This window comes from Brumimicrobium sp. (assembly GCA_023957385.1).
Taxonomy (GTDB): Bacteria; Bacteroidota; Bacteroidia; order Flavobacteriales_D; family Crocinitomicaceae; genus Brumimicrobium.
The window spans coordinates 1,972,617-1,995,379 of the sequence record JAMLGZ010000001.1 but is presented as its reverse complement, the minus strand read 5'-3'; the positions used below and the strand labels follow the sequence as shown (position 1 = coordinate 1,995,379).

21 protein-coding genes, 1 other RNA gene and 1 pseudogene are annotated in these 22,763 nt (G+C 34.4%); all 23 read right to left on the bottom strand.

What is annotated here, in order from left to right; all coding sequences use genetic code 11:
- Nucleotides 1-112 precede the first annotated feature (112 nt).
- The 23 genes and pseudogenes from M9897_08735 to M9897_08625 all read right to left on the bottom strand — a co-directional run bounded on the left by M9897_08735 (nucleotide 113) and on the right by M9897_08625 (nucleotide 22,440).
- Entirely contained in the window at nucleotides 113-544 is a 432-nt protein-coding gene (locus M9897_08735; protein ID MCO5268965.1) for a peptidylprolyl isomerase, read from the bottom strand.
- Nucleotides 545-635: 91 nt separating this feature from the next.
- Nucleotides 636-1,583: an endonuclease gene (locus M9897_08730; GenBank protein MCO5268964.1), complete on the bottom strand. Its 948-nt coding sequence runs from the start codon at nucleotides 1,581-1,583 to the stop codon at nucleotides 636-638.
- A 332-nt stretch (nucleotides 1,584-1,915) separates the two neighbouring features.
- Complete coding sequence (locus tag M9897_08725) at nucleotides 1,916-3,139, bottom strand: NAD(P)/FAD-dependent oxidoreductase (protein MCO5268963.1); 1,224 nt, start codon at nucleotides 3,137-3,139, stop codon at nucleotides 1,916-1,918.
- A gap of 112 nt (nucleotides 3,140-3,251) precedes the next feature.
- On the bottom strand, nucleotides 3,252-4,058 hold the full coding sequence (locus M9897_08720; protein MCO5268962.1) for a M48 family metallopeptidase: 807 nt from the start codon (nucleotides 4,056-4,058) through the stop codon (nucleotides 3,252-3,254).
- 23 nt (nucleotides 4,059-4,081) lie between these two features.
- Nucleotides 4,082-4,436, bottom strand: a pseudogene (locus M9897_08715) (four helix bundle protein).
- Between the two features lie 95 nt (nucleotides 4,437-4,531).
- Complete coding sequence (locus M9897_08710) at nucleotides 4,532-7,774, bottom strand: HsdR family type I site-specific deoxyribonuclease (GenBank protein ID MCO5268961.1); 3,243 nt, start codon at nucleotides 7,772-7,774, stop codon at nucleotides 4,532-4,534.
- 304 nt (nucleotides 7,775-8,078) lie between these two features.
- Nucleotides 8,079-9,719 (bottom strand): putative DNA binding domain-containing protein, encoded by a 1,641-nt coding sequence (locus M9897_08705; protein MCO5268960.1) that lies wholly within the window; start codon nucleotides 9,717-9,719, stop codon nucleotides 8,079-8,081.
- Between the two features lie 5 nt (nucleotides 9,720-9,724).
- Complete coding sequence (locus M9897_08700) at nucleotides 9,725-10,117, bottom strand: GxxExxY protein (GenBank protein ID MCO5268959.1); 393 nt, start codon at nucleotides 10,115-10,117, stop codon at nucleotides 9,725-9,727.
- A gap of 96 nt (nucleotides 10,118-10,213) precedes the next feature.
- A complete protein-coding gene (locus M9897_08695; GenBank protein ID MCO5268958.1) occupies nucleotides 10,214-11,470 on the bottom strand; it encodes a restriction endonuclease subunit S in 1,257 nt (418 codons plus the stop codon).
- On the bottom strand, nucleotides 11,467-12,315 hold the full coding sequence (gene dinD, locus M9897_08690) for a DNA damage-inducible protein D (protein ID MCO5268957.1): 849 nt from the start codon (nucleotides 12,313-12,315) through the stop codon (nucleotides 11,467-11,469). Before dinD ends, M9897_08695 begins: the two co-directional genes overlap by 4 nt.
- Nucleotides 12,275-12,502: a hypothetical protein gene (locus M9897_08685; GenBank protein ID MCO5268956.1), complete on the bottom strand. Its 228-nt coding sequence runs from the start codon at nucleotides 12,500-12,502 to the stop codon at nucleotides 12,275-12,277. Before M9897_08685 ends, dinD begins: the two co-directional genes overlap by 41 nt.
- A gap of 83 nt (nucleotides 12,503-12,585) precedes the next feature.
- Nucleotides 12,586-12,975: a virulence RhuM family protein gene (locus M9897_08680; GenBank protein MCO5268955.1), complete on the bottom strand. Its 390-nt coding sequence runs from the start codon at nucleotides 12,973-12,975 to the stop codon at nucleotides 12,586-12,588.
- A 135-nt stretch (nucleotides 12,976-13,110) separates the two neighbouring features.
- Complete coding sequence (locus M9897_08675) at nucleotides 13,111-13,884, bottom strand: hypothetical protein (GenBank protein MCO5268954.1); 774 nt, start codon at nucleotides 13,882-13,884, stop codon at nucleotides 13,111-13,113.
- Complete coding sequence (locus M9897_08670; protein ID MCO5268953.1) at nucleotides 13,878-14,888, bottom strand: MarR family transcriptional regulator; 1,011 nt, start codon at nucleotides 14,886-14,888, stop codon at nucleotides 13,878-13,880. Before M9897_08670 ends, M9897_08675 begins: the two co-directional genes overlap by 7 nt.
- A 66-nt stretch (nucleotides 14,889-14,954) precedes the next feature.
- On the bottom strand, nucleotides 14,955-15,722 hold the full coding sequence (locus M9897_08665) for a metallophosphoesterase (protein MCO5268952.1): 768 nt from the start codon (nucleotides 15,720-15,722) through the stop codon (nucleotides 14,955-14,957).
- 4 nt (nucleotides 15,723-15,726) lie between these two features.
- On the bottom strand, nucleotides 15,727-17,244 hold the full coding sequence (locus M9897_08660) for a type I restriction-modification system subunit M (protein ID MCO5268951.1): 1,518 nt from the start codon (nucleotides 17,242-17,244) through the stop codon (nucleotides 15,727-15,729).
- A 167-nt stretch (nucleotides 17,245-17,411) separates the two neighbouring features.
- Nucleotides 17,412-17,780, bottom strand: a complete 369-nt coding sequence (locus M9897_08655; protein MCO5268950.1) for a four helix bundle protein — start codon at nucleotides 17,778-17,780, stop codon at nucleotides 17,412-17,414.
- Between the two features lie 147 nt (nucleotides 17,781-17,927).
- Complete coding sequence (locus tag M9897_08650) at nucleotides 17,928-18,491, bottom strand: restriction endonuclease subunit S (GenBank protein MCO5268949.1); 564 nt, start codon at nucleotides 18,489-18,491, stop codon at nucleotides 17,928-17,930.
- Between the two features lie 196 nt (nucleotides 18,492-18,687).
- Entirely contained in the window at nucleotides 18,688-19,191 is a 504-nt protein-coding gene (locus tag M9897_08645) for a hypothetical protein (protein MCO5268948.1), read from the bottom strand.
- 404 nt (nucleotides 19,192-19,595) lie between these two features.
- On the bottom strand, nucleotides 19,596-20,039 hold the full coding sequence (locus M9897_08640; GenBank protein MCO5268947.1) for a carboxypeptidase-like regulatory domain-containing protein: 444 nt from the start codon (nucleotides 20,037-20,039) through the stop codon (nucleotides 19,596-19,598).
- Between the two features lie 236 nt (nucleotides 20,040-20,275).
- Nucleotides 20,276-20,679, bottom strand: a transfer-messenger RNA (tmRNA) gene (gene ssrA, locus M9897_08635).
- A 158-nt stretch (nucleotides 20,680-20,837) separates the two neighbouring features.
- Nucleotides 20,838-22,004, bottom strand: a complete 1,167-nt coding sequence (locus M9897_08630) for a DUF4221 domain-containing protein (GenBank protein MCO5268946.1) — start codon at nucleotides 22,002-22,004, stop codon at nucleotides 20,838-20,840.
- A 67-nt stretch (nucleotides 22,005-22,071) separates the two neighbouring features.
- Nucleotides 22,072-22,440 carry a hypothetical protein gene (locus tag M9897_08625; GenBank protein ID MCO5268945.1) on the bottom strand — a complete coding sequence of 123 codons (369 nt, stop codon included), beginning with the start codon at nucleotides 22,438-22,440 and terminating at the stop codon, nucleotides 22,072-22,074.
- Nucleotides 22,441-22,763 lie beyond the last annotated feature (323 nt).

The following is a 22,763-nucleotide window of genomic DNA, read 5'->3' as shown; positions in this document are numbered from 1 at the left end:
GTGCAAATATAGCCTCATAATTTTAATTGACAAGGAAAAAAATAAAATTTTTAAAATAAAATAAATTATTTTTTTCAAAGAGACTGGTTTATAGTTGATTCCCAGAAATAAATTATCCGTTTATTTCAACCATTTCTACCTCAAAAGTCAATTCTTTCCCAGCTAACGGGTGATTTGCATCTACGATAATAGTTTCTTCTTTCACTTCGGTAACAACAAATTGTATTTGCTCTCCTGTCGGTGTAGTAGAAACTAATCCCATTCCAATTTCTGGCGTTAAATCAGGTGGTAAATTTGTTTTTGGTACCTCTACAATTAAATCTTCACGAGCTTCTCCATAAGCATCTGTTGCAGGGATAACTATGGTTTTCTTTTCATTGAGTGCCATTCCAACTACTCCGTTGTCAAATCCAGGTATCATTTGTCCTGCACCTACAACAAAAGCTAAAGGCTCTCTTCCTTCTGAACTATCAAACACTTCTCCACTAGCTAATTTACCTGTGTAGTGCACTTTTACGCTGTCATTCTTTTTAACTTGACTCATTTATTCTTTTTTATTTATAATGAGGGCAAAGGTAGAGAATACCTGAAACTGACCAAATAATAGTTGGTGTTTTTAATTGTAAAGATTTATCTCACTCCACCACAACCTTCTTTTCTGTGCTTCCATCTGAATACACATAAATGTATAAATGATTGGGACTCACTTCACTTTCTCTTCCTAGTATATCCACAATCTTCACCAATTCACGGGTGGTAGCTACAGTAGTGTTTTCCATTATCCCTGATAAACTATTCCCCCAAATTTGCATAGCATATTCGGGATGGTCTATAAATGGATTTCTGTTGTGCTGGTAGCTGTAATAAATGACATCATTTCTATTTCGTTCAAAGTCATCCACCGGATCTAAGTCATTCCAAGCTAACAAATCGCTTAAGAGCGCATGAATGGGTTGTTTTGTGCTCTTATTCGTAGGGATATAATCAATGATTTCTAAATCGGGTTCTCCGTTATCTCCTTCATACCTAACAGCCATATAGAAAATCATGCGGGCAACGTCTCCCTTCACTTCATCCAAAGGCTCCCACAACCAATTATCTTCATCTATATTTGCAACTAAGGCTCCATTATAGTTGTAGGGAGTAGAAGCATTTCCAAACCAACGGTTACTTCGCGCTGCGTTTACACTCTCGTTTTCTGGACGTATATGGTGTACATCTGTTCCGGGACCTTGAGCTGTTCCAAAATCACCTCGAGACTTAGCCCAAACGTGTTCTCGGTTCCATCCATTTCCTCCGTTGTATTCCTGTGTGGCATTTACAGATAAACGTGAATAAATTAAAATAACATTGTTGGGATTATTAGGGTCTTTATCGGTTTCTTTTAAAATATCCCATACATCTGTGCCGCTACTGGTATATGGAAACTTAGTATGTCCTTTAATGATAGTGTGAAGAGCAGCTTTTAAATCACTTCCATCTAAACCTTGCGCAGCATCATAATACCCCATAGGGATTTGAGAGAAAGTAGCGGTGATAAATAAAAAACCAAATAGGAGAGAGGATATGATTTTGTTATACATATATGATTTTTTTTTTGTAAAAGTAAGAAATGTTTTAAAATGGAACAACAGATGGAACACTGATTGCACTGATTTTATTAGCTACGCTAAATTAGAACACTGATAACACTGATTTGACTGATTTTCACTGATTTTTTAAGAGTGGGAACCTGTGTGAATCTGTGTCATCTGTGTCATATCTCGGTAAACTCGATACAGCGTCTGTGTGCTATTTTAGGAACACTGATTATACTGATCTGACTGATTTTCACTGATTTTTTAAGAGTGTGAATCTGTGTGAATCTGTGTCATCTGTGTCATCAGTGTGTTATTTTAGGAACACTGATCACTCTCTATTCACACTGACTTAGCACAAAACTCGTTGACCAAGCCGCTTGAAAATTATACCCTCCCGTAACTCCATCTATATCCAAACATTCTCCAGCAAAATACAAATTAGGAACAGTTTTACTTTCCAAGGTTTTGGGGTTAACCTGCTTCAAGTCAACACCGCCCGCTGATACAAACTCTTCTTTAAACGTGGTTTTCCCATGCGCTTGAAAAGGATGATTAGTGAGCAATTCTGCTAGTTTAAATACTTGTTTTTTATTGCAATCCGACCAGTTTTTATCTTGAATCTCAACTGTTTCAATCAAATAATTCCAAAATCGTTGAGGGAGCTCTGAAAATACTTTCTTTTGTACTGATTTCGAGGCATTTTTTTGTTTATAATCCATCAAAAAATGTCCCAATCCATCGGAATGAAATTCGGGTAAGAAATTGACATGAAAATCAAAATGATAATTCTTCTGGTGCAATTCTTTCGCTGCCCATGCACTCAACATCAATACACCCGGACCGCTCAATCCCCAATGTGTAATCAAAACAGGTCCAGTTTGTTCCATTTTTAAGCTCGGTATCTTAACGACAGCATGCTCAATGGCAATTCCCATTAAATTGGTAATGGGGTGTTTTTTTAAATTAAATGTGAACAAAGATGGATAGGGCGCTTCTATGATACAAGGGATTTCCTTAATCCAATCGTAGTCTTTCTTTAAGTGATATCCTCCCGTTGTTAAAACTACTTTTTCTGACTCAAAGACCTCGTTTTCCGTTGTTTCAACATGAAATCCAGTGGCTACTTGCTTTACCTTTACCACATTCATCTTCGTGTAAATTGGTATTCCTAATCGATCACATTCACCCAATAAACAATCAATAATTGTTTGAGAATTATCTGTAACAGGAAACATCCGCCCATCTTCTTCGGTCTTTAATTTCACTCCTCTTTCTTCAAACCATTGAATGGTATCTGAAACAAAAAACGTGTGAAAAGCCTCTCGCAACAACTTACTTCCTCTGGGATATCCTTTTAATAGTTCGGAGATTGTATCACAATGATGTGTGATATTACATCTTCCACCTCCACTGATTTTTACTTTTGAAAGGAGTTTTGTCGTTTTTTCTAAAATAATAATGGCTCTCTTTGGATGCTTTATTTTCATATTGATAGCCGCAAAAAACCCAGCAGCACCGCCTCCAATAATTACCACGTCATATTTACGATTCGATTGCATAAAAAAGATATTTGGTGGAAAGGTAAGAGGAAAATGGGAATTTGAGAGGATTTAAAAAGAAGTTTTGAGAGGGGAGAGGGTGTTATTAGCTTGCTGAAGGTACATTTTTATCTTATCCCAACATCCGCTCCAACTTCATCTTCCACTTCTCCCAGTTTTCCATTTCCTTCTCTTGTAAATCAAAAAACTTTTGTGTGTGGTTATAATGTATTAAATGACATAATTCGTGGGTAATTACGTATTCTATGCACCCCTTCGGGGCTTTTATTAGTTCCGGGTTTAACGTTATTTTTCCTTTTGATGAACAACTTCCCCAACGCAATCGCATCGAACGCAAGGAAAATTGAAAAGGAACGTCATTTAATCTATGTCGCTCAGTAAAAGAAGAGAATAAGTCAAGAGTAAGTGGACGTATCTTTTCTTCGGCCTTTTGTTTGTACCATGCTTCCAATAAGGGTTTTACATTAGTTTTTGTGTTTGTATACACTTCGATAAATCCCCCCTTCAACTTTATACTCTCGTCAGGCGTTTTCTTGGATAATGGCATTACCTTAATTCGATATTGTCTTCCAAGATATAAGTGTGTTTCGCCATTGATAAATTTACGAGCTGACATTTTAGGCTGAAAAGACAAAAAGAAATTCTGCTGTTTTAAAATCCATGAAGCACGTTTTTTAACCTTTTCCTTTATTTTTGGAAGAGGTGCGTTAATAGGCGCTTTTACCAAAACATCCATTTCAGGCGTAACCGTAATCCCCAATGTTTTTCGCTCTGCAAATACTAGGTTAAATTCTATTTTTTTTGAACCAAATTGAATGAAGAATTTAGGTAATGGAGAATGGAGAATTTCAGAATTTGTCAAAATATCTGAATTCTCCATTCCATCATTTTCCACTCTATCATTCTCTAATTCTACCATTCTCAATTATCCATTCTAAAAATTCATTTTTTCTCTTTAGCAGTTTTAATACTTGACACCAATAACCGAAGAAGTTCATCAATATCATTAAACAAATGATTTATACTCCTTTTCCTCTAAGTACCCAGACTTAAACAGTAACTCAATCCAGTAGTCAGTTTCATTAGCCTCTTTTAGTGAAATCGATAGTTTATGAATAAAATCCGCTCTACTCTGCGCATGTTCCGACTCACGAATATTTGCTCCAATAGAAGTTCCACTTCTTAATAATTGTTTACTCAATACATATTCCTTTTTATCTTCACTCAAATACTGAAACAGTTTGATGATCCTTAAAGCAAAATCAAAACTTTTTGTTCTCAAAATATTTTCTCTCATATTCTTTCTATTTTATTTATTCAAAATTCTAAAATTCTAAAATTCTTCATTCTCCCATTCTCCATTCTCTCATTCTCCATTCTCCATTCTATAATTCATCTATACCTTATCTTAGCCACATCAATACATTCTTCCGCTATTTTATCCATTTCACCAAAAGATAATTGAATTGAATGTTTATCTCTCACTTCATCGATTAAATAGTCCCCAATATCAATTTGTAATTTACCTGTAATGTTGGTTTTTGTCTGCCAATCAATAATGAGCTTATCATTGTCAAAAATGGATTGATAAATGATGTTCTCAATTTGTAAAGCAGTTTCTGTTGAAATGCTTTTAAGTGTTGGTAAGTCATTTGTTTTTCCTTCTAAAGCGGTCATTGTTAAACCGTAATAGGCTTTTGCAACATCTTTATTTTGCAGTACTTCAGGAATATCGCTATCCGTGTGTGATAAGACATTATCCATAATTTCCTGTACCCGTTTAAGGTATTGTATTTCGTTAATTCGTTTTGCGGTGTAATCATCAATTACGTCTTGAAGCAAGCGAGAAAACTTTTTATAAAAAGCTGGGTCTTCCTCCATCTTTTCAGAAATATGCTTAGCCGTACGACTGGCTATTTTGTCCGCTCGTGCCACCTTACCTACGGTGTTTTCAATTTCCTCTTTAAATTTCTCGGTATCGAAGATGTTGACCAATTCCGTAATAACTTCTATCTTTTCCGTAGTAATGTGCGTATCAATTAATTTTTGGATTTGTCCTTCGTACTGACTGTAATCTACAGTATCACTATATCGTTGGATGACTGCACTTCTCAAATCTAAGAACATTTTTAAATCTTCCTTATATTTCTTCCTAGTTTCCTCATCCACACGGTTATGAAAGTCAATAGAAGATAGTGCCACTTTCAATGATTGGGCAAATTCTCTCAACTTGTCGTAAAACACGTTACGAATGGCTTCGTCTCTAAGAATTACTTTGTATGCTTCTGCATCTAGCTTATTACGAACGGTTTTGAAAATATCCCACAATTCGGCGTGTCGTTGTGAGAGTTTATTGATTTCTTCCGTAATGTTAATTAGCGTACCTTCCAAGTCTTCCATGTCAAATTCATCGAGAGAAGAGTAGAGGATAAGCGCATCATCCAAATTCTCTATGACACCATAATAGTCAATGATGTATCCAAAGTCTTTATCTGGACAAACTCTGTTAACTCTTGCAATTGCCTGTAAAAGTTTATGTCCTAGCAAGTTACGAGTTAGATACAATACTGTGTTTTTAGGTTCGTCAAATCCGGTTAATAATTTATCTACAACAATGATGATTTCGGGATCAGAAGAATGCTTAAAACGATTAATGATATTGTCCTCATATTTTTTAGGATTTCCATGTTCTTTCATCATGCGTTCCCAAAATTGATTGACAAGTTTGGACGATTTCTCAAACACTGTTTCTTCTCCCTCTCTATCATCAATAGAAGAAATAAGCACCTCACTGCTTACAATTCCTATTTCATCCAATATCTGTTTGTACTTGATGGCGTTTACTTTCTTATCGCAAACTAATTGCCCTTTAAATCCTGTTCCTTTCCAATTATCTCTAAAATGATAACTAATATCCCAAGCAATCATACGCATGGTTTGTTCAGCTGCATTTAAGTGATCGGTTCGGGCAAATTTTTTCTTTAAATCTGACTTTTGGAATTCTGTTAATGGCTCTGAAATCATTCCAAAGAATGTATCAAGGGGATTTTCATTTACTGTTTGATAAGCTAATCTACCTTCATATAATAGTGGAACAACAGCTTTGTCTTTTACTGCTTGGTCAACTGTATAGGCATCAATAATCCCTCCAAATCGCTTGGCAGTACTCTTTTCTTTTTTAAAGAGCGGTGTTCCTGTAAATGCAAAGTAACACGCATTGGGCATGGATTTTTGCATTTCAATATTGAATGCTCCATGTTGTGAACGATGTCCTTCGTCCACCAAGACAAAGATATTTTGATTACCTAATGGTTTATTTATCTTTTTTGTGGCCGTGATAAACTTATTGATAATCGTTGTTACAACAGCATCACTACTACTTTCTAATAATTCAACTAGGCGAGTACCTGTTTTAGCATTCTCTACAAGTTTTCCACATTTTTTAAAGGTACCGGTAATTTGTCTATCTAAATCTGTTCGGTCAGTTACTAATACAATTTTAGGATTTAGAATATCTTTATTGAGAACAATTGCTTGTGCCAACATCACCATCGTGAGGGATTTTCCACTTCCTTGGGTATGCCATATCACACCACCTTTTCTTCGTCCTTCTTCAATGATTTCTAAATGTTTCATTGCTTTTTTAACAGCAAAGAACTGCTGATATCGAGCTGCTTTTTTTCTACCATCATCATATAGAATGAAATTGAAGACGAAGTTTAATAATCGTTCTGGGCGACATAAACCATACAAGTAAATATCTTGTTCTGTTGGTAGAATTTCCTCGCACTCCAAATCATCAAAATGTTTTCTGACATAATTGAACCGTTCAGAAAATAGATGTTTTTTATCCGATTCAGAAAGTGGTGTGTTTTTCAGTTGCTTTATTTTTGGATTGATTTCCGTTGTTGTTGCACTAGATGTACCAATCACCTCACTATTTTTATTCTCTCTCCACTTGGACCAAAACTTCTCGGGAGTTGCATTGGTAGCGTAACTTGCCTCTTGTGAAGCGATTCCTAATAAAAGCTGCGCATAAATATATAAATGTGGTATTCCATCCTCTTGTTGGTTGCGCAAATGCTGGCTAATAGCTTGCTTTATCGGATCTTTTAAATCCGGGCGTTTACATTCGATAATTACTAATGGAATTCCATTAACAAAAAGTGCTAAATCTGGGCGATAATGTTCCTTGCTCGTAGTTCGCATTACACTGAATTCCTCTGTGACATGAAATACATTGTTTTCTATGTTTTCCCAGTCGATATAGCGTAGCGTAAAGCTTTTTTTATCGCCATCAATGCTTTGTTCCAGTGCTTTACCTAATGTCAACAAATTATACACTCGTTCCGTAGCCGAAATATAGCCGTCGTTCATCGGAATATCCTTTAGGATTTGTATTCCTCGCTCGATATTTTCATCAGTGAAATAACTGGTCTTGGTAGAACTGATTCGCGTGCTGTTAATCTTTTTTAATTGCTTACGCAACACATCTTCTAATAAGACATTTGTCGTTTTATTCCCTCGTAATTCATCAGTCTCCGTTGGACTCAAGTACGAGTAACCCATTTTTATTAGCATTTGTAATGCTGGAATCTGACTAATATGATCTTCTTTAAAACTTGGTGTTTGCATATCGTTTTTATTTAATCATTTGACCGCCCATTTGACCGCCCATTTGACCGCCCCCTTGTCGTAATTACATATATCTGTATATCAAAGTGTTACATGGTTTTTAATTTTCATTTGACCGCCCATATGACCGCCCATTTGACCACCCTTAATTATCATCATTCTATTTGACCGATTTTGACCGATTATTTGACCGATTTTATTTTGTTGTTTTTAATTCGTTTTTCATATACTGCTGTCTATCAACGTGTTGTTAAATATATATTTGACCGATTATTTGACCGATTTTGACCGATTATTTGACCGATTAACCTTTATAATCTACTAATACAACCCAATGACTCCCTCTTGTTTTCCCTTTTCGTTTAATATATCCATTTTTCTCTAAGTTTTTAAGATACACTTGAACAGTAGATTGAGCGATTTCTAGTTGTTCAGATAACTCTTTTCTTGTGATATAATTATCTTGAATAATAAGTTTTAATATAGTGGATTCTATTTCTAATAATTGAGAAAAGTCAATGGTTTCAGACCTCTCTGCCTTTTCTATTTCTCTTTCAATCCTTTCAAATTCATTAGATAACTTATAATCCCCATCATGTTCAACTATTAACCCTGTAGCCAACAATCCCTCAACAATTCCATCGTTCAAATGATTAAAATTCTGCGTGTAAATTAAATAAAGCGTAATAACTTGTTCCACGCCTAGTTTTGGTTCGCGCTCACCGCTTTGATATTGATTGATAAAAACATGAAAGGCTTTATTGCTAATCTCCGTTTTCAAAACAAGTTCAACTTGAAGCATATCCGACCTTGAATAATCGGGTGCTGCTTTTCCTTCCATAAGTGTGATGGCGTAGATTTTATCAACTCCCTGACCACTGCGTTCAACTAAGCCTGTCTTTTCTAATACTTCAGTCATCAGGCGACTTCTCGGAGTACTGCTAACTGTTAAGATATTTTCTGTGGTTACACCTTTAGGAAAACCTCCCGGATTGATAATAGAGATTTTATTTGGATATTGCTTAATGACTACTTCGCTGGTAATGGTATAATCACGGTGAGCGATTGCGTTAAGAATAGCCTCACGAATCACTTCTTCGTTAAAATCAAATAAATCAAAAATGTAAGCACCTGATTGCACCGGATGTTTACGGTTTAAATTAGGCTGATTAATCAATCTCCATATTTTATCAACACCAATAAATAAGGGGTCTTCTATAACTATTCTTGTATCGTGATAAATTTGAGCTTCACTATTTCTAAACTCCCATATTGTACGACTTTGAGGTAGTTTTTCTTGTATTACCTCTTTTTTAGCTAAAAGAATAAGTGCAGCGTAATTTAATTTACCACCTTTTAATAAATGTAAATCAGTTAACGCTTGCTCTGTACTCAATTGGATAAAGGCAGGATTGTTTTGTTTTAAGGCATAACTTTCTTTCATCTTCTTGATGGCCTGCTCGTCTAAATCTGAAAGTGACAATCCTTTACAAACCTTGGCAGAAAAATCAGGTTCTTGCTCTTGCAGAATTTTATAAATCTGTTCATCGCTCATTGGTAGAAGTTCTTCTCCCACACGCATTAGGGGAACATCTTCAAACTTTAATGTTTTTCCAACTGGACGAGAAGGGACGTGTATGACCAAAATACGATTTTCTCCTTCAAACAATTCTTCTGTTGTCACCCTCACTTTTATATCACGGTAGATATCTTGCTCCAGTTTTCCTTCTTGCCCTTTCCAAGCCAAAGAACCTACAATTTCATGTGGAGTATTTTTATTTTCTTTAACCCCAAAAATGAGTTTTCCTCCGCCTTCATTGGCTAAGGCAACAACATAACCTAGAACACTATTTCGACTTCTGTTGTAAGCGTATTGTTTTTTAGCTTCTTTGAACTCAACCTTGTCTTCGGTTTCTTTGAGGTGTTTTAATTCGTTTGTTGTCATATTGCCTATGATTTGAATTTCTTATTGGTAAGGCGTTTAAAATTCAAACTCCTTTCTCCAAAATTAATTAGTAAACCAATCTCTAAATTGTAGGCCTCTAAATAATTTATAGCTTGTGCAAAATGCACATCTTCTAATTTAGTCAATGCTTTTAATTCAACAGAGATTACACCTTCTACTAAAAAATCAACACGCCTTGTTCCTATTTGTTCATTACGATAGTAAATAGGCATTTCAAACTCACGGTTAAATTCAATGCCTGCTAAATGCATTTCTATTTCTAATGCACGTTGATAAATAACTTCTTGGAATCCGTTGCCCAAGGCACTATGAACAGTCATTGCACATTTAATGATTTTTGAAGTTAATTCTGAATATTTATATTGCTCGTTTATCATATTATTTATTTTTTAATCATCTAATCAGTTGTCTGAACGGTGATTTGTATGATTTGTATGATAGCCTTGATTTCTTTTTTAATCATACGAATCACATCAATCAACCAAATCATAGTTCAGACGTTTTCTCCCCGTCAACAACACCTGCATCAACCCTTTCTTCTGCTCTCTTAACCACTCTGTTTTTTCTTTTAACAACTGAATTTCTTTGTCGGCAGCTTGAAGGATTTTAGCAATGCGGTTTTGTACTTCAATTGAGGGAACTCTAATCTTTAGATTAAAAAAATCAGTAGGTGTTACGTTTAATAAACCATGAGCCCTTCCACCTTCATGAGCTATTTTAGTCAACCCTCTGTCTAATAAATTTGCTTCAAAAAATTGTTCGAAAAAATCCACATTAGTTAATGATTTATCTTTTATTCCAAAACATATATATAACGTAGTAACAACGGCTTTATCAAAATCTCTCAATCTTTTAGTTGCACCCCATGGGTATCCATTAGAATAACTTTTATTATAGCAAAATTCGTCTTTTTCAACTAAGAAGTAATTATCTAGCTTTTTACTAGCGATTGATTTATTGAAGAAATCGGTTTGTTTAACAAAGCCACGTTGCGCTGAAATAGTTACTACATTTTTATTTTCTTCTTTATTTTTTCTTGTAACACGTTCAAATAAATCCCCCAATCTCACCTCCTCCCATTTTTCATTTTTCTCTTTAAACTTTTCACTCAACAACCTCTGCATCAATCCTTTCTTCCTCAATTCCTTTTGTGCAATCAATTGTTCGTGTTTTTCAATGGCTTTATCCCAAGTGGAAAGGACATTGGCGATGGCTTTTTGTTCGGGGAGGGGAGGGATGGGGAGTTTCATCGAAGAATATTCCTTTGAATTGATTCCGGGCTGTCCACTTCTCATAGAAACCACTTTCACCCAATGCCAATAAGATGATGTTTCGGTATAATATTTCAAAAAACTTGGATTTAGACTATCTTCATCAGTTTTAAAACGTATAAGGAATCCTGCAAAAACTAACTCGCCATCCTTTTCCTTATAAAGATAACTCTTACCAACAGTAGCCCCTGTTCTTGCAAATACAATGTCATCTTTGTTTAAATAGAAATTGTTAGAATCTTTATGATTAACAGATTTTTTGTCCACTTGAATGAAGTTACCATCATCATCTATATCTGTAATCCTTAAATAAGTTGGTAATGAATCAGAATACTCGACCGCAGGAGCATTTATGCCATAATCCCCTTTAATTATAGATAACTCTCCCAACTCTTTCACTTCCCAATCCTCAGGAATCCTCCCAACGGCTGTATCTTTATATTTTGTTTGTTGTTTCATTTTTTCTTAGGTAGTTTTTTTACTTCTTTCAACAACTTTTTGTCTTCGCTTTCCAATTTGCGTTTTAGCTTTTTGGTGTCTTCGCCTGCTGGTAAGTTTTCAGGTTTTACGCCACGTTCGCCTAACATTTTGCGTACGGCACGGTTGTTTTCTTCGTGTTCGGTGCTTATTTTTTGTACGCCTTTCAAATCCTTTTCTACTACGTTGTGGCTGGTGAGTTCATTAGCAAAATCTTTTGCTTTTATGGCTAAGGTATTTAGTTGGTCAGCTAAAGGTTTAGTTTCGGGTATGCCTAATTTCTTTTTCATCATTTGGGTATTGTAACCACCAAAAAGAATTTGGTCGCCTTTAGAGCGTATAATGGCAAAACCTTTGTCATCCACACCACGTTCGTACAAAATCCCCGAAAGTTTTTTCTCTGATATGCTTAATTTTTCCCGTGCAGAAACTCGTGCTACATCAATTAAGCGTTGCTCAATAATTTCCTGTTTGCGTGTTTGTACGGCAAAATAAGTTTGCGCAAATGCAATTTGTGTTTTAGAAGCGTCGCCATTTTGAGCAATGAGATAACAAGCATATCTAGTGAGTGCTACGTCTTGTATTTCCCGACTTACTCCGCTACCAATTTCTACCATTTTTCCGATGTCGGAAAAATGGTTTTCAATTTCTACATCGGCATTTAAACAAGCTGTTTTGGCTTTGTCTATTACTTTTTCAAAGTTTTTCCATTGTGCATATCCCAATATGTCCTGCATATCTCTTGCACTCCAAAACTCTATATTGTTTTGAATTTGTTTGGCTTGTTCAAACTGCAAAAACAGTTCGTTGATGAGTTCTTTTTTCATATCTTATTTTCTTCATTAATCTAATAATAGCAAGTTGTTGAGTGGTGTGTCGGGATTTTCGACATACTGAATTTTTAGTGGCATGTGCAAAATTTGCACATACTGAACTTTCATTAGTCAACAATACAAATTCGCTGAATTCCTGTAATTCATTTTTATTTGCGCTATTTTCTTTCTTTTTTGTCATGTCATTCAATTTATACCCCAGTTTATACCCAACCCATTTATAACTTCGATTTTTCACTTTAAAATCCTGAGCTTGCCGAAGGATCACTTTTCGTTTATCACTTTCCATTTTATGATATAGTCTCTTAATCGTTCTGTAGCCCAAATACGAAATTGCGTAGCCTGCGAAGAGTTTACACGATAACCAACGGAAATGATAGCGTCGAGATTGTAATATTTTGTTTTAACATTTTGAGTTTTTCCTTTCATAGCGCCGTGTTGGGTGGCATGTTCCAAAATGGAACTAACCACTTCTTCATCCAATTCGCCGGATTGGAAAATATTCCCCAAATGTTTAGTAATAGCTGGACGTTGTACGCCAAATAACTCAGCTATTTGCTGTTGCGTAAGCCAAAATGTATCATCCTCGTATCGCACATCAACCTTTATGTCTCCTGTTGGTGTTGTGTATAATATGATATCGTTTTCTTTCATACTCTATTTCTTATCGAACTTGTGCAATTTTTGCAATAGTTGCCATTCTCCAATTCTCCATCGTCATCCTGAGCTTGTCGAAGGACTTCATTCTAAAATTCACATCAATTCCTTTAAATATTTCTTCATTTTCGCTTACACTTCTTTCAATTTAAAACTTTTAATCAGCTGTTCTAAAATTAAGTCTGAAGTTAAAGTGGGTAATCCCATGTCTTTATAAATGACCTTATCAGGTAATTGTTCTTTAATTACAACTAAAAACTTATTGAGGTCTTGTCTTATGCTTTCAGGAAGTTCAAATTCGCTATTCCCAGGAAGCATTGCTGCTAATTTAAACACATCATTCTTATGTTTTCTTAGGTGTTTTGTATCTTCCTTCTTGCCATTTGAAATGCGTTCATTAATCTCTAAAAAAGCTTTGGATTTCAGGCAAATAAGCGCATCCAGATTAGCCAATTGCAAACCATCTTCTTGTACGCAATTTCTTCGCAAATAGTTGTAGTAGTCATCACTCATTAGAATAGCCGAAAGACTGGATAAATCGTCATCTACGGGTATTGGAGTGAGGTGTGCAGGTTCTTGAAGTTCAACATTATCCGGAGTTCTAGAAAACAATTCTATCTGAAAAGGAAAATTTTTATTATCAGGTTTTATGAAACGGTAGTATTTTCGTTCATCGCTGCTTTTTTCCTGACGTTCGTACGCACCATCTTTCACAAAATCCCAGAACTTCTTCACGAATTCAGGAGTAAGCGCCTCTACAATTAGAATGAGATCAATATCTTTTGTAGCTCGTGGATTAAATCCCGCTTCTTCCATCAAAATATCGCAAGCCGTACCACCGATAATCACGTAATTTTCGGGATATGCTGCAAAATAGCGTTTAAATATTTCTATTCCTCTTACCATATATAGTTCTCAATAATTTGATCAAGTGCCATTTCTATTCGTTCATCGTGTTCGTCTTTCAAGCTTAGATACAGTGATAATGGGTCCACGACACTTCTGTCAAGGTCAAGTCCTTCCATTAAAGAAATGGGATTATATTTCCATAATTCTAGACAGTATTCTCCTTCGTATTCATTTAGATTGACCAATTCGTTGTTGCGTTGCAGTGCATAAAATAAAGTTTTTTCAATTGCATAAAATTGTTGTCTGCTTGGATTCATATCCGTGTACTCTGGAAGAGCCGAAGTGTTAGTCTTTAAAACAGCCTGCTTCGGCAATTCATCTACATACACTCGCCTAAGTACAGGAGAGATGAGTAAAAGTTTTTCATTATTTACGAAATGCCATAACTCGGTTCGTTCCCGATTAAACACAATACGCTTTTCTTTGCTACCTTCTACGCTAATCAAGTCATGGCTTTTTAAGTTGCCAACCGCTTTACTGATTGCCATAGGAGTGTATCCTAATTTTTTTGCCAAATCTTTGAATGCATAATGTTCAATACTATTGTTGTCGTTACGATGTAATAAATGATAGAGCAGAAGAAATTGGGCAGTTGGCAATAATTTTTCCTGTTCACGTTGGGTTTTCGGTCTATTGTAACTTTCACGTAGGTCTATAAATAGTTCCGGGATGAACAATTGCTTATCAGGTACAATGAAATTGAGGTGCTTTTCAATGAGCCTTTTTCGATTAAATGCTTCGATGTTATCAAATACGAAAACCACTGGCTTTCCTACCGTGTTTCGGAGTATTTTATTGTGTTTACTGAGCTGTAGAATGCTTATCCTATCAACCATTTTTGGAAACACTAACAGGAGGTCTTGTTGCATTAATTTAGCATCAAAAAAGCGATAGCCCTCTGTTAAGTATAAAGGTAATCTACCGAACTGACTAGCACGAACAGGAGTAGGATTCATAGTCTCCCCAGTTATTTCTTCTATGTATTGTTTTAATTTACTCATATATAATATAATAAATGCAATTACGCACAATAAACAAATGCTGTTTATTATGCAAATATACGTTTATCATTCTAATTTCGTTACAATTAATTGTTTAGATTTAAAATCTATATGCTCATTGCAACTCACATACCCCATCTGATTGGTCAACAATTCTGTATTTCCTATCTTGAATGAAGGAACATTTCTGTGATGATGCCCATAAACCCAATAATCAATGCCACTATCTTCAATAAAGTAATCTAGGTCAACCGCAAAAGCTTCGTTAATGATGCTATCCTTGTATTCATTCGGGTAATGCTGAAGTGTAGGTACGTGATGTGTGACAACAATACACGTATCACGCTCATTATTCGCAACAGCAGTTTTAATAAAATCAAAATTTTCTTTGAATAGCTTTGTCGAGCGTGATGGCGTAAACAATTTTCCGTTATCCTTGATTGTGCTGTAGTCGTTTAATCCGTTTTGGACATGCCATGCTTTTTCATTTGAGATAGGAGTCCATAGAGTTGAAAAGATTAAACGTGTATTTCCATGATGAGCCCATGTATTATTTACCAGATGGACATTTTGTTCAATATTTTCCATGAATTGTCCAGTACGATTCAACAGGTCTCCATTATAATATTCATGGTTCCCAGGCACCCAATAAGTAAATTCGAAATGATCGGAGCAGAATTTAAAAAAGTCACGGTGTTGGTCAATCAAATGAAAGGGCACAATGTCTCCTGCCAACAAGAGAATGTCTCCTGAAGGGATAAGAGGATTCTTCTTAATGAATGCGTCATTCAACGAAAACTCTAAATGCAGATCGGATGCATATTGAAACTTCATACCTTTAATTCATTAATTCCTTTAAATACTTCTCCATTTCCGCTTGCACTTCTTTCAGTTCCCCTTCCAGTTTATCAATTTCTTTTTGTACTTCTTCAATATCCACTTCTGGTTCTGGTTCAAAAGTGTCCACATAGCGAGGGATATTTAAATTAAAGTCATTTTCTTCAATTTCCTCTTTTGTCGCTACATAACTGTACCTCTCTTCAGCAACTCCTTGTTTTAGTTTTCCTTCAGTGAAATCACGATAGGTTTTTACTACGTGTTCAATATCTTCATCACGCAGTTTATTTTGATTTTTCACACTTTCAAAATGCTCGCTTGCATCGATAAACAGCACATCATTGTTTGTTTTCTGCTTATTTAAAATTAAGATAGCAGCAGGGATTCCTGTTCCATAAAACAAGTTGGCAGGCAATCCAATTACTGCTTCCAACAGATTTTCATCGATTACCTTTTCCCGAATATTTCCTTCACTAGCTCCACGGAATAATACACCGTGAGGAACAACCACACCAGCTTTTCCATTCTCGTTAAGCGTTTCAATCATGTGTGAAATAAACGCCCAATCTCCTTTGCTTTTCGGGGGAATTCCACGCCAAAAACGATTGTATCTATCACTCTCTGCTTCTTCTGCGCCCCATTTATCCAAGCTAAATGGTGGATTGGCTACAACGGTATCAAACTTCATTAATGAATCACCTTCTATTAGTTTAGGATTGCGGATGGTATCTCCCCAACGAATTGTAGCATCGTCAAATCCATGTAAAAACATGTTCATCATCGCTAAAGCCCAAGTACTTCCATTTGCTTCTTGCCCGAAAAGAGAAAAATTAGACGAACCTACTTCTTGCGCTGCTTTAATCAATAAAGACCCTGAGCCACAAGTTGGATCACAAATACGTGCTCCTGGTTTACTTTTGGTTAGCTTTGCTAGTAAAGAAGATACTTCTGAAGGCGTGTAAAATTCCCCTGCCTTTTTTCCTGCGTCGCTAGCAAATTTTTCGATTAAGAATTGATAGGCGTTTCCAATAATATCTTCTCCATCAATGTTGGAAGGTTTTAAGTCTAATCGGTCATCATTAAAATCTGTAAGAAGCGTCTTTAATCGTTGATTCTTATCCTTAGGCTCACCCAAGATACTACTGTTGAAACTGATATTTTTAAAGATACCTGCGCCATCTTCGCTATATAATTTATCACGGTTTGCATCTTCTAAATCGGCAAAGGCGATATCAATTAACTCTCCGATATTAGTGTCGTTTCGGTGTTCATATAAATACCCAAAATGACTATTTTCTGGCACATTAAAACGCTCGAATTGCATAGCACGTAATGCACGCTCTTTGTTTCCATCGTACTTTGCTAAATACTCATTCATTTTGTCATCATAAACATCACTCAGATATTTAAGAAAGAGCATTGTAAGGACATAGTCCTTGTAAGTACTCGGGTCAATTGTTCCTCTAAAGGTGTCGCAGGCATTCCATACTGCGTTATTAATGTCGGCTTGTGTTACCATTTTTTTTAAATTAAAAATTAACAATTAAAAATGAAAAATTGTGAAATCAGATCACAATCATTTCATTTTTATCTTTTCACTATTCATTTTTCATTTCCCACTTCCCATTTATCACTTTTCATTTTTCATTTTTCATTTATCACTTTTCATTTCCCACTTTTCATTTATCACTTTTCATTTATCCCCTTCGACGTTTTTATCGAAGAAACAAGCATTGCCATAAGTTCCTTATTCTTAGCAACCAAATCATCATAAGCACTATCTTCCAGATAATCTGTATCACGAAGTAACATCAACCAGTACTCCGTTTCGTTTGCTTCTTTCAAAGAAACAGTAAGTTTATTTACGAAATCCTTTTTACTTGCTGCAAATTCTCCCTCACGAATCAAAGCCCCGATTGCTGTACCAGAACGTAAAATCTGTTTGCTTAATACAAATTCTTTTCTTTCAGACACTAACTTTTGACTTAGTCTTACAATCAATAGTGCAAAATCATAACTTTTAGTTTTAAGAGGATTCTTTTTATTATTCGCCATACTTTTTAAATTAAAAATTAAAAAATGAAAAATTGTGAAACTCAATTACGACTTTTTCACTTATCATTTTTCACTTATCACTTATCATTTTTCATTTTTCACTTATCACTTATCATTTTTCATTTTTCACTTATCACTTATCATTTTTCACTTATCACTTATCGCATTAATTAATTGTTGTTCTATCATTTTATCTCGAAGCATTTCAATCTTCGTTCTTATTTTATTTTCTTTTTTTCGTAGCGAAGCAATTGCTACTATTTTTCGTTGTATTTCAATCGTTGGAATATCAATTTCTAAATCTCCTAATATTTGTTTAGAGATAGAAATCATCATTTTCCCATTATTTAAAGCAGTCATTTTCCCAATAGAATCAGGTCTATTGATAAACCACGCTAGATATTCAGGCAATACATTTTCATTTTTTAAAGTTAATACAAAAAACGATGTGGAAGCTACAGCAGGAGGGAGGTCTTCTGTATAGACAAACGCAAAGTTATAATCACCTTTAGCCGCGAAAATCACTTCTCTTGGTGTTAAAACATGACTTTCTGAAACATTTTCTTTTTTAATATCCAAAAATAGGTTTTCTCTGTCGAGTGTTCCATCAATAAAATGCTTGATTTGAAGATAGAGATAATCTCCTGATTGCTCTGGTTTAATATAAGCTCCAGACCTTATTCTTGCTATTTTATTAAGTTTAACTTTCATTTTAAGATATATTTTTTATATCACAACTTCTACAAAATTAAAATAATTTCTGAAAAAACCAATAGATTATTGATATTTTTTTTTAAATCAGAAGATGTACAAAAGATTGAATATATGAATTTTATTGATCTCAGTTAATTACCTACTCATCACTTTATCATATAATACTTTTTTCTTTACTTCCCATTTATTTTCTCTAGTTTGAATAAGGTAAATAATATTTTTTTCGTACTTTTTTATTTGGGATTATGTTATTACAAATAGTAAACAAACTGTCAAATGTAGGGTGGTATGTATTATCAATATAAAAGGAGTATGAAGATTTGTCTAATTCTATACTTATCGAATACTGATAGCCATCTATAGTAGGGGTCACAAGTTTTTCTGGAATACTTGCCCAGTTTGTTCTATTAAGAAATGAAATTAGTTTTTCCTTGTCAAAATTTTGAAATGATAATTTATTAAAATCTATAAAGCTATCTTTTGTAATGTTGTAGCGTGTTAGGTAAACCATTAGTATATTATTGTCAATAAAGTACTTTGTTGTTGTAAAACTAGGAAGTCCTGCATAAGAGATTTCAATTTTAAAGTTTTGCTCAGCCATTTCTTGTCTGTCAGCAGTTGTAAAACCTGTCGAAAGCAATATTGATAATATGATAATTAAAACTTTCAATGTTGTATTATCTCTCTTCGTTCTCATTATATTCAAATAAATTCTATACTCTAAATTTCTTTGAAATTAATATGGAAAATACTGGTAAACCTAATGTTATCAAGAGAGCAGTTATCCAATCGTAACCATTAAAAATGTAAGGAATCCATATAATTACTAAAAAAATCATTATAACAACCGTTGTTTTAAAATATTTCATTTGAATTTTATTAGCTAAATAATCTTCCTATTCTACCAGCTATTCCAATTGAACCTCCAACGGTTTAGCTGTTTTAAATTCGACTTACTTATCCATTAAACCTAAACACGAAGTTAAGACTTTTTTATTTACGAAATCCCAACAGCAATCAGGATTAAAATAGAACATTTCTCCCGCCTTGCTTTTTTTAATGTCTTTATTGCTGGTAAAGAAATTATGAATTTACAAGTTTTTATCTTCGATAAGGAAGTTCATTTAGCTCCTCTCTTGAAAAAGTTCGTCCTTGAGCTTCTGGACTGTTATTAAATCTTGGATGAATATTCCTTAAAGGATTTCCACATATTGTTTGAGGGGGAGATAAAGAAAAATCTGTTAAATCAATATTTTGCCCGGTCTCAATTTTTATATTAACAAGCATTACGGTTTGATATCCATCAAGTACAAACTCCATTTGATATACTCCTTCCAATAATCCCTTAAAGGAAAACTCACCGTTAGAGTCACTAGTAGTTGTTTGTATCAAAGAATCTGTCAAATAAAGCGAAATATTAACGGCAGGAAGCGCTTCTTTGGTCTCTTCGGCAATTAAATTCCCCACGATTGTCCCTGTTTCCTGGCTCAAAGAAGCAAAGGAAAAAACAAAAATTAAAATTATTAAAAATACAAATTTCATCATAGGACATAGTGTTCATCAAAAACCTTTAATTTGTTTGAAAGGCAAGGCGTCAAGTAAAATAAACAGGGAGCATACTCCTGTATGTAACCGCATTTATTTTACGCTGACAACGCAGCATTCTCCCAAAAAAACTTTAAATTGTTTGAAAGGCAAGGCGTCCAAAAAAATAAACAGGGAGCATACTCCTGTATGTGACTGCATTTATTTTTTGCAGACAACGCAGCATTTCGAACAATTTGTGGAGCTGGAGGGGTTCGAACCCTCGTCCAAACAAAGCAATAAAAAGCCTTCTACATGTTTAGTTTACACTTCGGTTTTCGACTCAAAGCTGGAGGTAAACACCCTACTTTAAGCTTATCTTCATTTAATTTCGCTCGCATTCAGAAGCCGTTTGCAAGCTATTCCCAACTTTGTAAACTCCCGTGATCGGACCTCTTAGGAAGGGAGTTCCGCGAGAATCTCGTCCCTCTTACTATGCTTCGGAGTGGATTAAGCAAAATCATCTAATGATCATGCTGCGAGGTTATATGACATATTGTTGTCAATTATTGTTTGTGACCAGAGATTAACGAGTCTCACCACATGACTCGACATGCTTATACTATTCATCATCAGTTGCTGTCAATTCCAAGTCAGCCCCATATAAATTTAGTCTTACAAAGATAAGCGAAAAATTGAAAAGAAAAAAATAGTTTTTTTATTTAACCGCAAAGAGCGCGAAGATTTTTTTCGCGAAGGACGTGAAGTTTTGTGAACTTTGTGCTTAAAATAAAGTCTAGAGAGTAGTTAACTTATTATTTATTGTACATGTTTTATTTCTAGAAATTTAAATGTAATACTCTCCTTGTCAACTTCAAACAATTCAGGTAATGAAATTGCTATTCCATTTTTAGTAGGATAGAGCTTTAAAATCATTTGTCTCCTTACCGGTATTTCAATTTCATCAAGCAACTCGAAATCCTTATTCAAGATCATTAATATACTTTTTTTGTCAAACTCAGTGTTTAACCTACCATTTTCGTTGTATTCATCTATTGCAGTATGGAATATGCGATAATAATATTTAGTCCATGGGTTGTAAAACAAAGCCTCATAATTAGCTGAAACTAGAGCGTGTTTCGTTTTGATTTCATTTATATTCTCATCATCTTCTGTATAATGAACTCTTTCAATCGGTGTAGTATCATATTGACTTTTGACTTCTTTACTGGTAAGCATACCATCTATCGTATTTATGATTTCAATCTGGCCATTTATAGCTGTTGAAGTGATAATGGAATCTCCCACATAAAGGTCATAATATTGGCTGTTCAAACCATACTCATAGTACAATGAATAATAAGGTGTTTTTCCAAAGAAATCTATTTCTTTAGATTGAACATTTAGTTTTGCAAATGCAGGAAAATCAACATCATAATTAGAATATACTCCCAAAGAATCATCATAGTTCTGATTTACTCGGAAATATAAAATATCTTTTGGGATATTTACATTTTGATCACTTCCTGTTTTATACCATTCAGCCGTAAGACCAGAGTTTTTAAATTTTTCAATTTTCATGAGATCGAACGATTCAAGCTCTTGACCACAATCATCGAAAATACGAACTTTGTTCCGTGTATCAACTACATAAAATTTATCACCAATTATTCGGGTGTAATTTGCTTCACAATTCATATTATACTGAGGTATTATATTCACTGAATCGTTAAAATGATTAATGATTTTAATTGTATTGTCACCACAATAATTATAGGCAACAAAATTGTTTTCACCTATAGTTAGAATATCAATTCCTCCTGTATAATTAGCTGTGAAATCATGCTTATATGTTTTTAAAATAGTATCAAACTCATAACTAAAGTTGGGTTTCTCTGCATATTCTTTTGACGTTTCACAACTTTGAATAATCAAAAAACATATTCCTAGATATATTAGAAGCAAAATAGTTGTTGGTTTTCTCATGCTTTATTATTTTTTAAGTAAGTTATAGCATTGAAGATACAATGCTATAACTTTTTATGAATTATTTTTAGTATGGACTAGCAATTGGTGTACATCCACAATTCATACAGGGAGCACAACTAGTAGCTTTATTGCAGTCACCTCCTTTTCTTGAATAAACGCACATTAATCCGCAGCTAATGGTTTCTGTAGTACAAGATACACTTGTATAACCACCCGGTCTCTCTTGAGGGTTTGTAGAGGAGTCAGAGAAATTGTTTGCTACATATTTTTCCCAATCATGTCTCTCTACTGCAGGAATAACATGTCCATCTGGTGTAACCCATACCATTTCACTCTCAGAAAATTTAACTTGCTCAGAAATATTATCTTTACTACAAGAAAACACCAAAAATATTATCCCTAAAAATAGAGTTCGAAAAATTATTTTTTTCATCTTACTTAAATTTTAATTAATAATTTGCTTCATCATTGAAGCGTTAATTTTTGTAAGCTATTCTTAATTTTTCTTTGTGTCAAACAGTCGGTATTCTAGTTGTTTTTTAGCCTAAGTTGCTATTCTTTACCGCTTTTGAGTCAAATCACCATTACTCATACTTACGTGTTCGCCTCACTCAATAATCCTTATGTAACATATTCCTGTTGCACAAGTACAGTGAACCGTTCTTTTATTTATTTAAATATGATGTTGACTTTTCTTTTATATAAACCAACGCAACATTCATAAATAACCTAAACTTTTTGAAGAGCAAGATGCCA

What these genes read in the sequence shown, in the direction of transcription:
- M9897_08735 (MCO5268965.1), bottom strand. Translation starts at nt 544, where the DNA reads ATGAGTCAAGTTAAAAAGAATGACAGCGTAAAAGTGCACTACACAGGT.
- M9897_08680 (MCO5268955.1), bottom strand. Translation starts at nt 12,975, where the DNA reads ATGAAAGAAAACGATATCATATTATACACAACACCAACAGGAGACATA.
- M9897_08730 (MCO5268964.1), bottom strand. Translation starts at nt 1,583, where the DNA reads ATGTATAACAAAATCATATCCTCTCTCCTATTTGGTTTTTTATTTATC.
- M9897_08685 (MCO5268956.1), bottom strand. Translation starts at nt 12,502, where the DNA reads ATGACAAAAAAGAAAGAAAATAGCGCAAATAAAAATGAATTACAGGAA.
- M9897_08725 (MCO5268963.1), bottom strand. Translation starts at nt 3,139, where the DNA reads ATGCAATCGAATCGTAAATATGACGTGGTAATTATTGGAGGCGGTGCT.
- M9897_08645 (MCO5268948.1), bottom strand. Translation starts at nt 19,191, where the DNA reads ATGAGAACGAAGAGAGATAATACAACATTGAAAGTTTTAATTATCATA.
- dinD (MCO5268957.1), bottom strand. Translation starts at nt 12,315, where the DNA reads ATGAAAAAAGAACTCATCAACGAACTGTTTTTGCAGTTTGAACAAGCC.
- M9897_08640 (MCO5268947.1), bottom strand. Translation starts at nt 20,039, where the DNA reads ATGATGAAATTTGTATTTTTAATAATTTTAATTTTTGTTTTTTCCTTT.
- M9897_08655 (MCO5268950.1), bottom strand. Translation starts at nt 17,780, where the DNA reads ATGGCGAATAATAAAAAGAATCCTCTTAAAACTAAAAGTTATGATTTT.
- M9897_08665 (MCO5268952.1), bottom strand. Translation starts at nt 15,722, where the DNA reads ATGAAGTTTCAATATGCATCCGATCTGCATTTAGAGTTTTCGTTGAAT.
- M9897_08670 (MCO5268953.1), bottom strand. Translation starts at nt 14,888, where the DNA reads ATGAGTAAATTAAAACAATACATAGAAGAAATAACTGGGGAGACTATG.
- M9897_08705 (MCO5268960.1), bottom strand. Translation starts at nt 9,719, where the DNA reads ATGACAACAAACGAATTAAAACACCTCAAAGAAACCGAAGACAAGGTT.
- M9897_08650 (MCO5268949.1), bottom strand. Translation starts at nt 18,491, where the DNA reads ATGAAAGTTAAACTTAATAAAATAGCAAGAATAAGGTCTGGAGCTTAT.
- M9897_08720 (MCO5268962.1), bottom strand. Translation starts at nt 4,058, where the DNA reads ATGGTAGAATTAGAGAATGATAGAGTGGAAAATGATGGAATGGAGAAT.
- M9897_08675 (MCO5268954.1), bottom strand. Translation starts at nt 13,884, where the DNA reads ATGGTAAGAGGAATAGAAATATTTAAACGCTATTTTGCAGCATATCCC.
- M9897_08700 (MCO5268959.1), bottom strand. Translation starts at nt 10,117, where the DNA reads ATGATAAACGAGCAATATAAATATTCAGAATTAACTTCAAAAATCATT.
- M9897_08660 (MCO5268951.1), bottom strand. Translation starts at nt 17,244, where the DNA reads ATGGTAACACAAGCCGACATTAATAACGCAGTATGGAATGCCTGCGAC.
- M9897_08695 (MCO5268958.1), bottom strand. Translation starts at nt 11,470, where the DNA reads ATGAAACAACAAACAAAATATAAAGATACAGCCGTTGGGAGGATTCCT.
- M9897_08625 (MCO5268945.1), bottom strand. Translation starts at nt 22,440, where the DNA reads ATGAAAAAAATAATTTTTCGAACTCTATTTTTAGGGATAATATTTTTG.
- M9897_08630 (MCO5268946.1), bottom strand. Translation starts at nt 22,004, where the DNA reads ATGAGAAAACCAACAACTATTTTGCTTCTAATATATCTAGGAATATGT.
- M9897_08710 (MCO5268961.1), bottom strand. Translation starts at nt 7,774, where the DNA reads ATGCAAACACCAAGTTTTAAAGAAGATCATATTAGTCAGATTCCAGCA.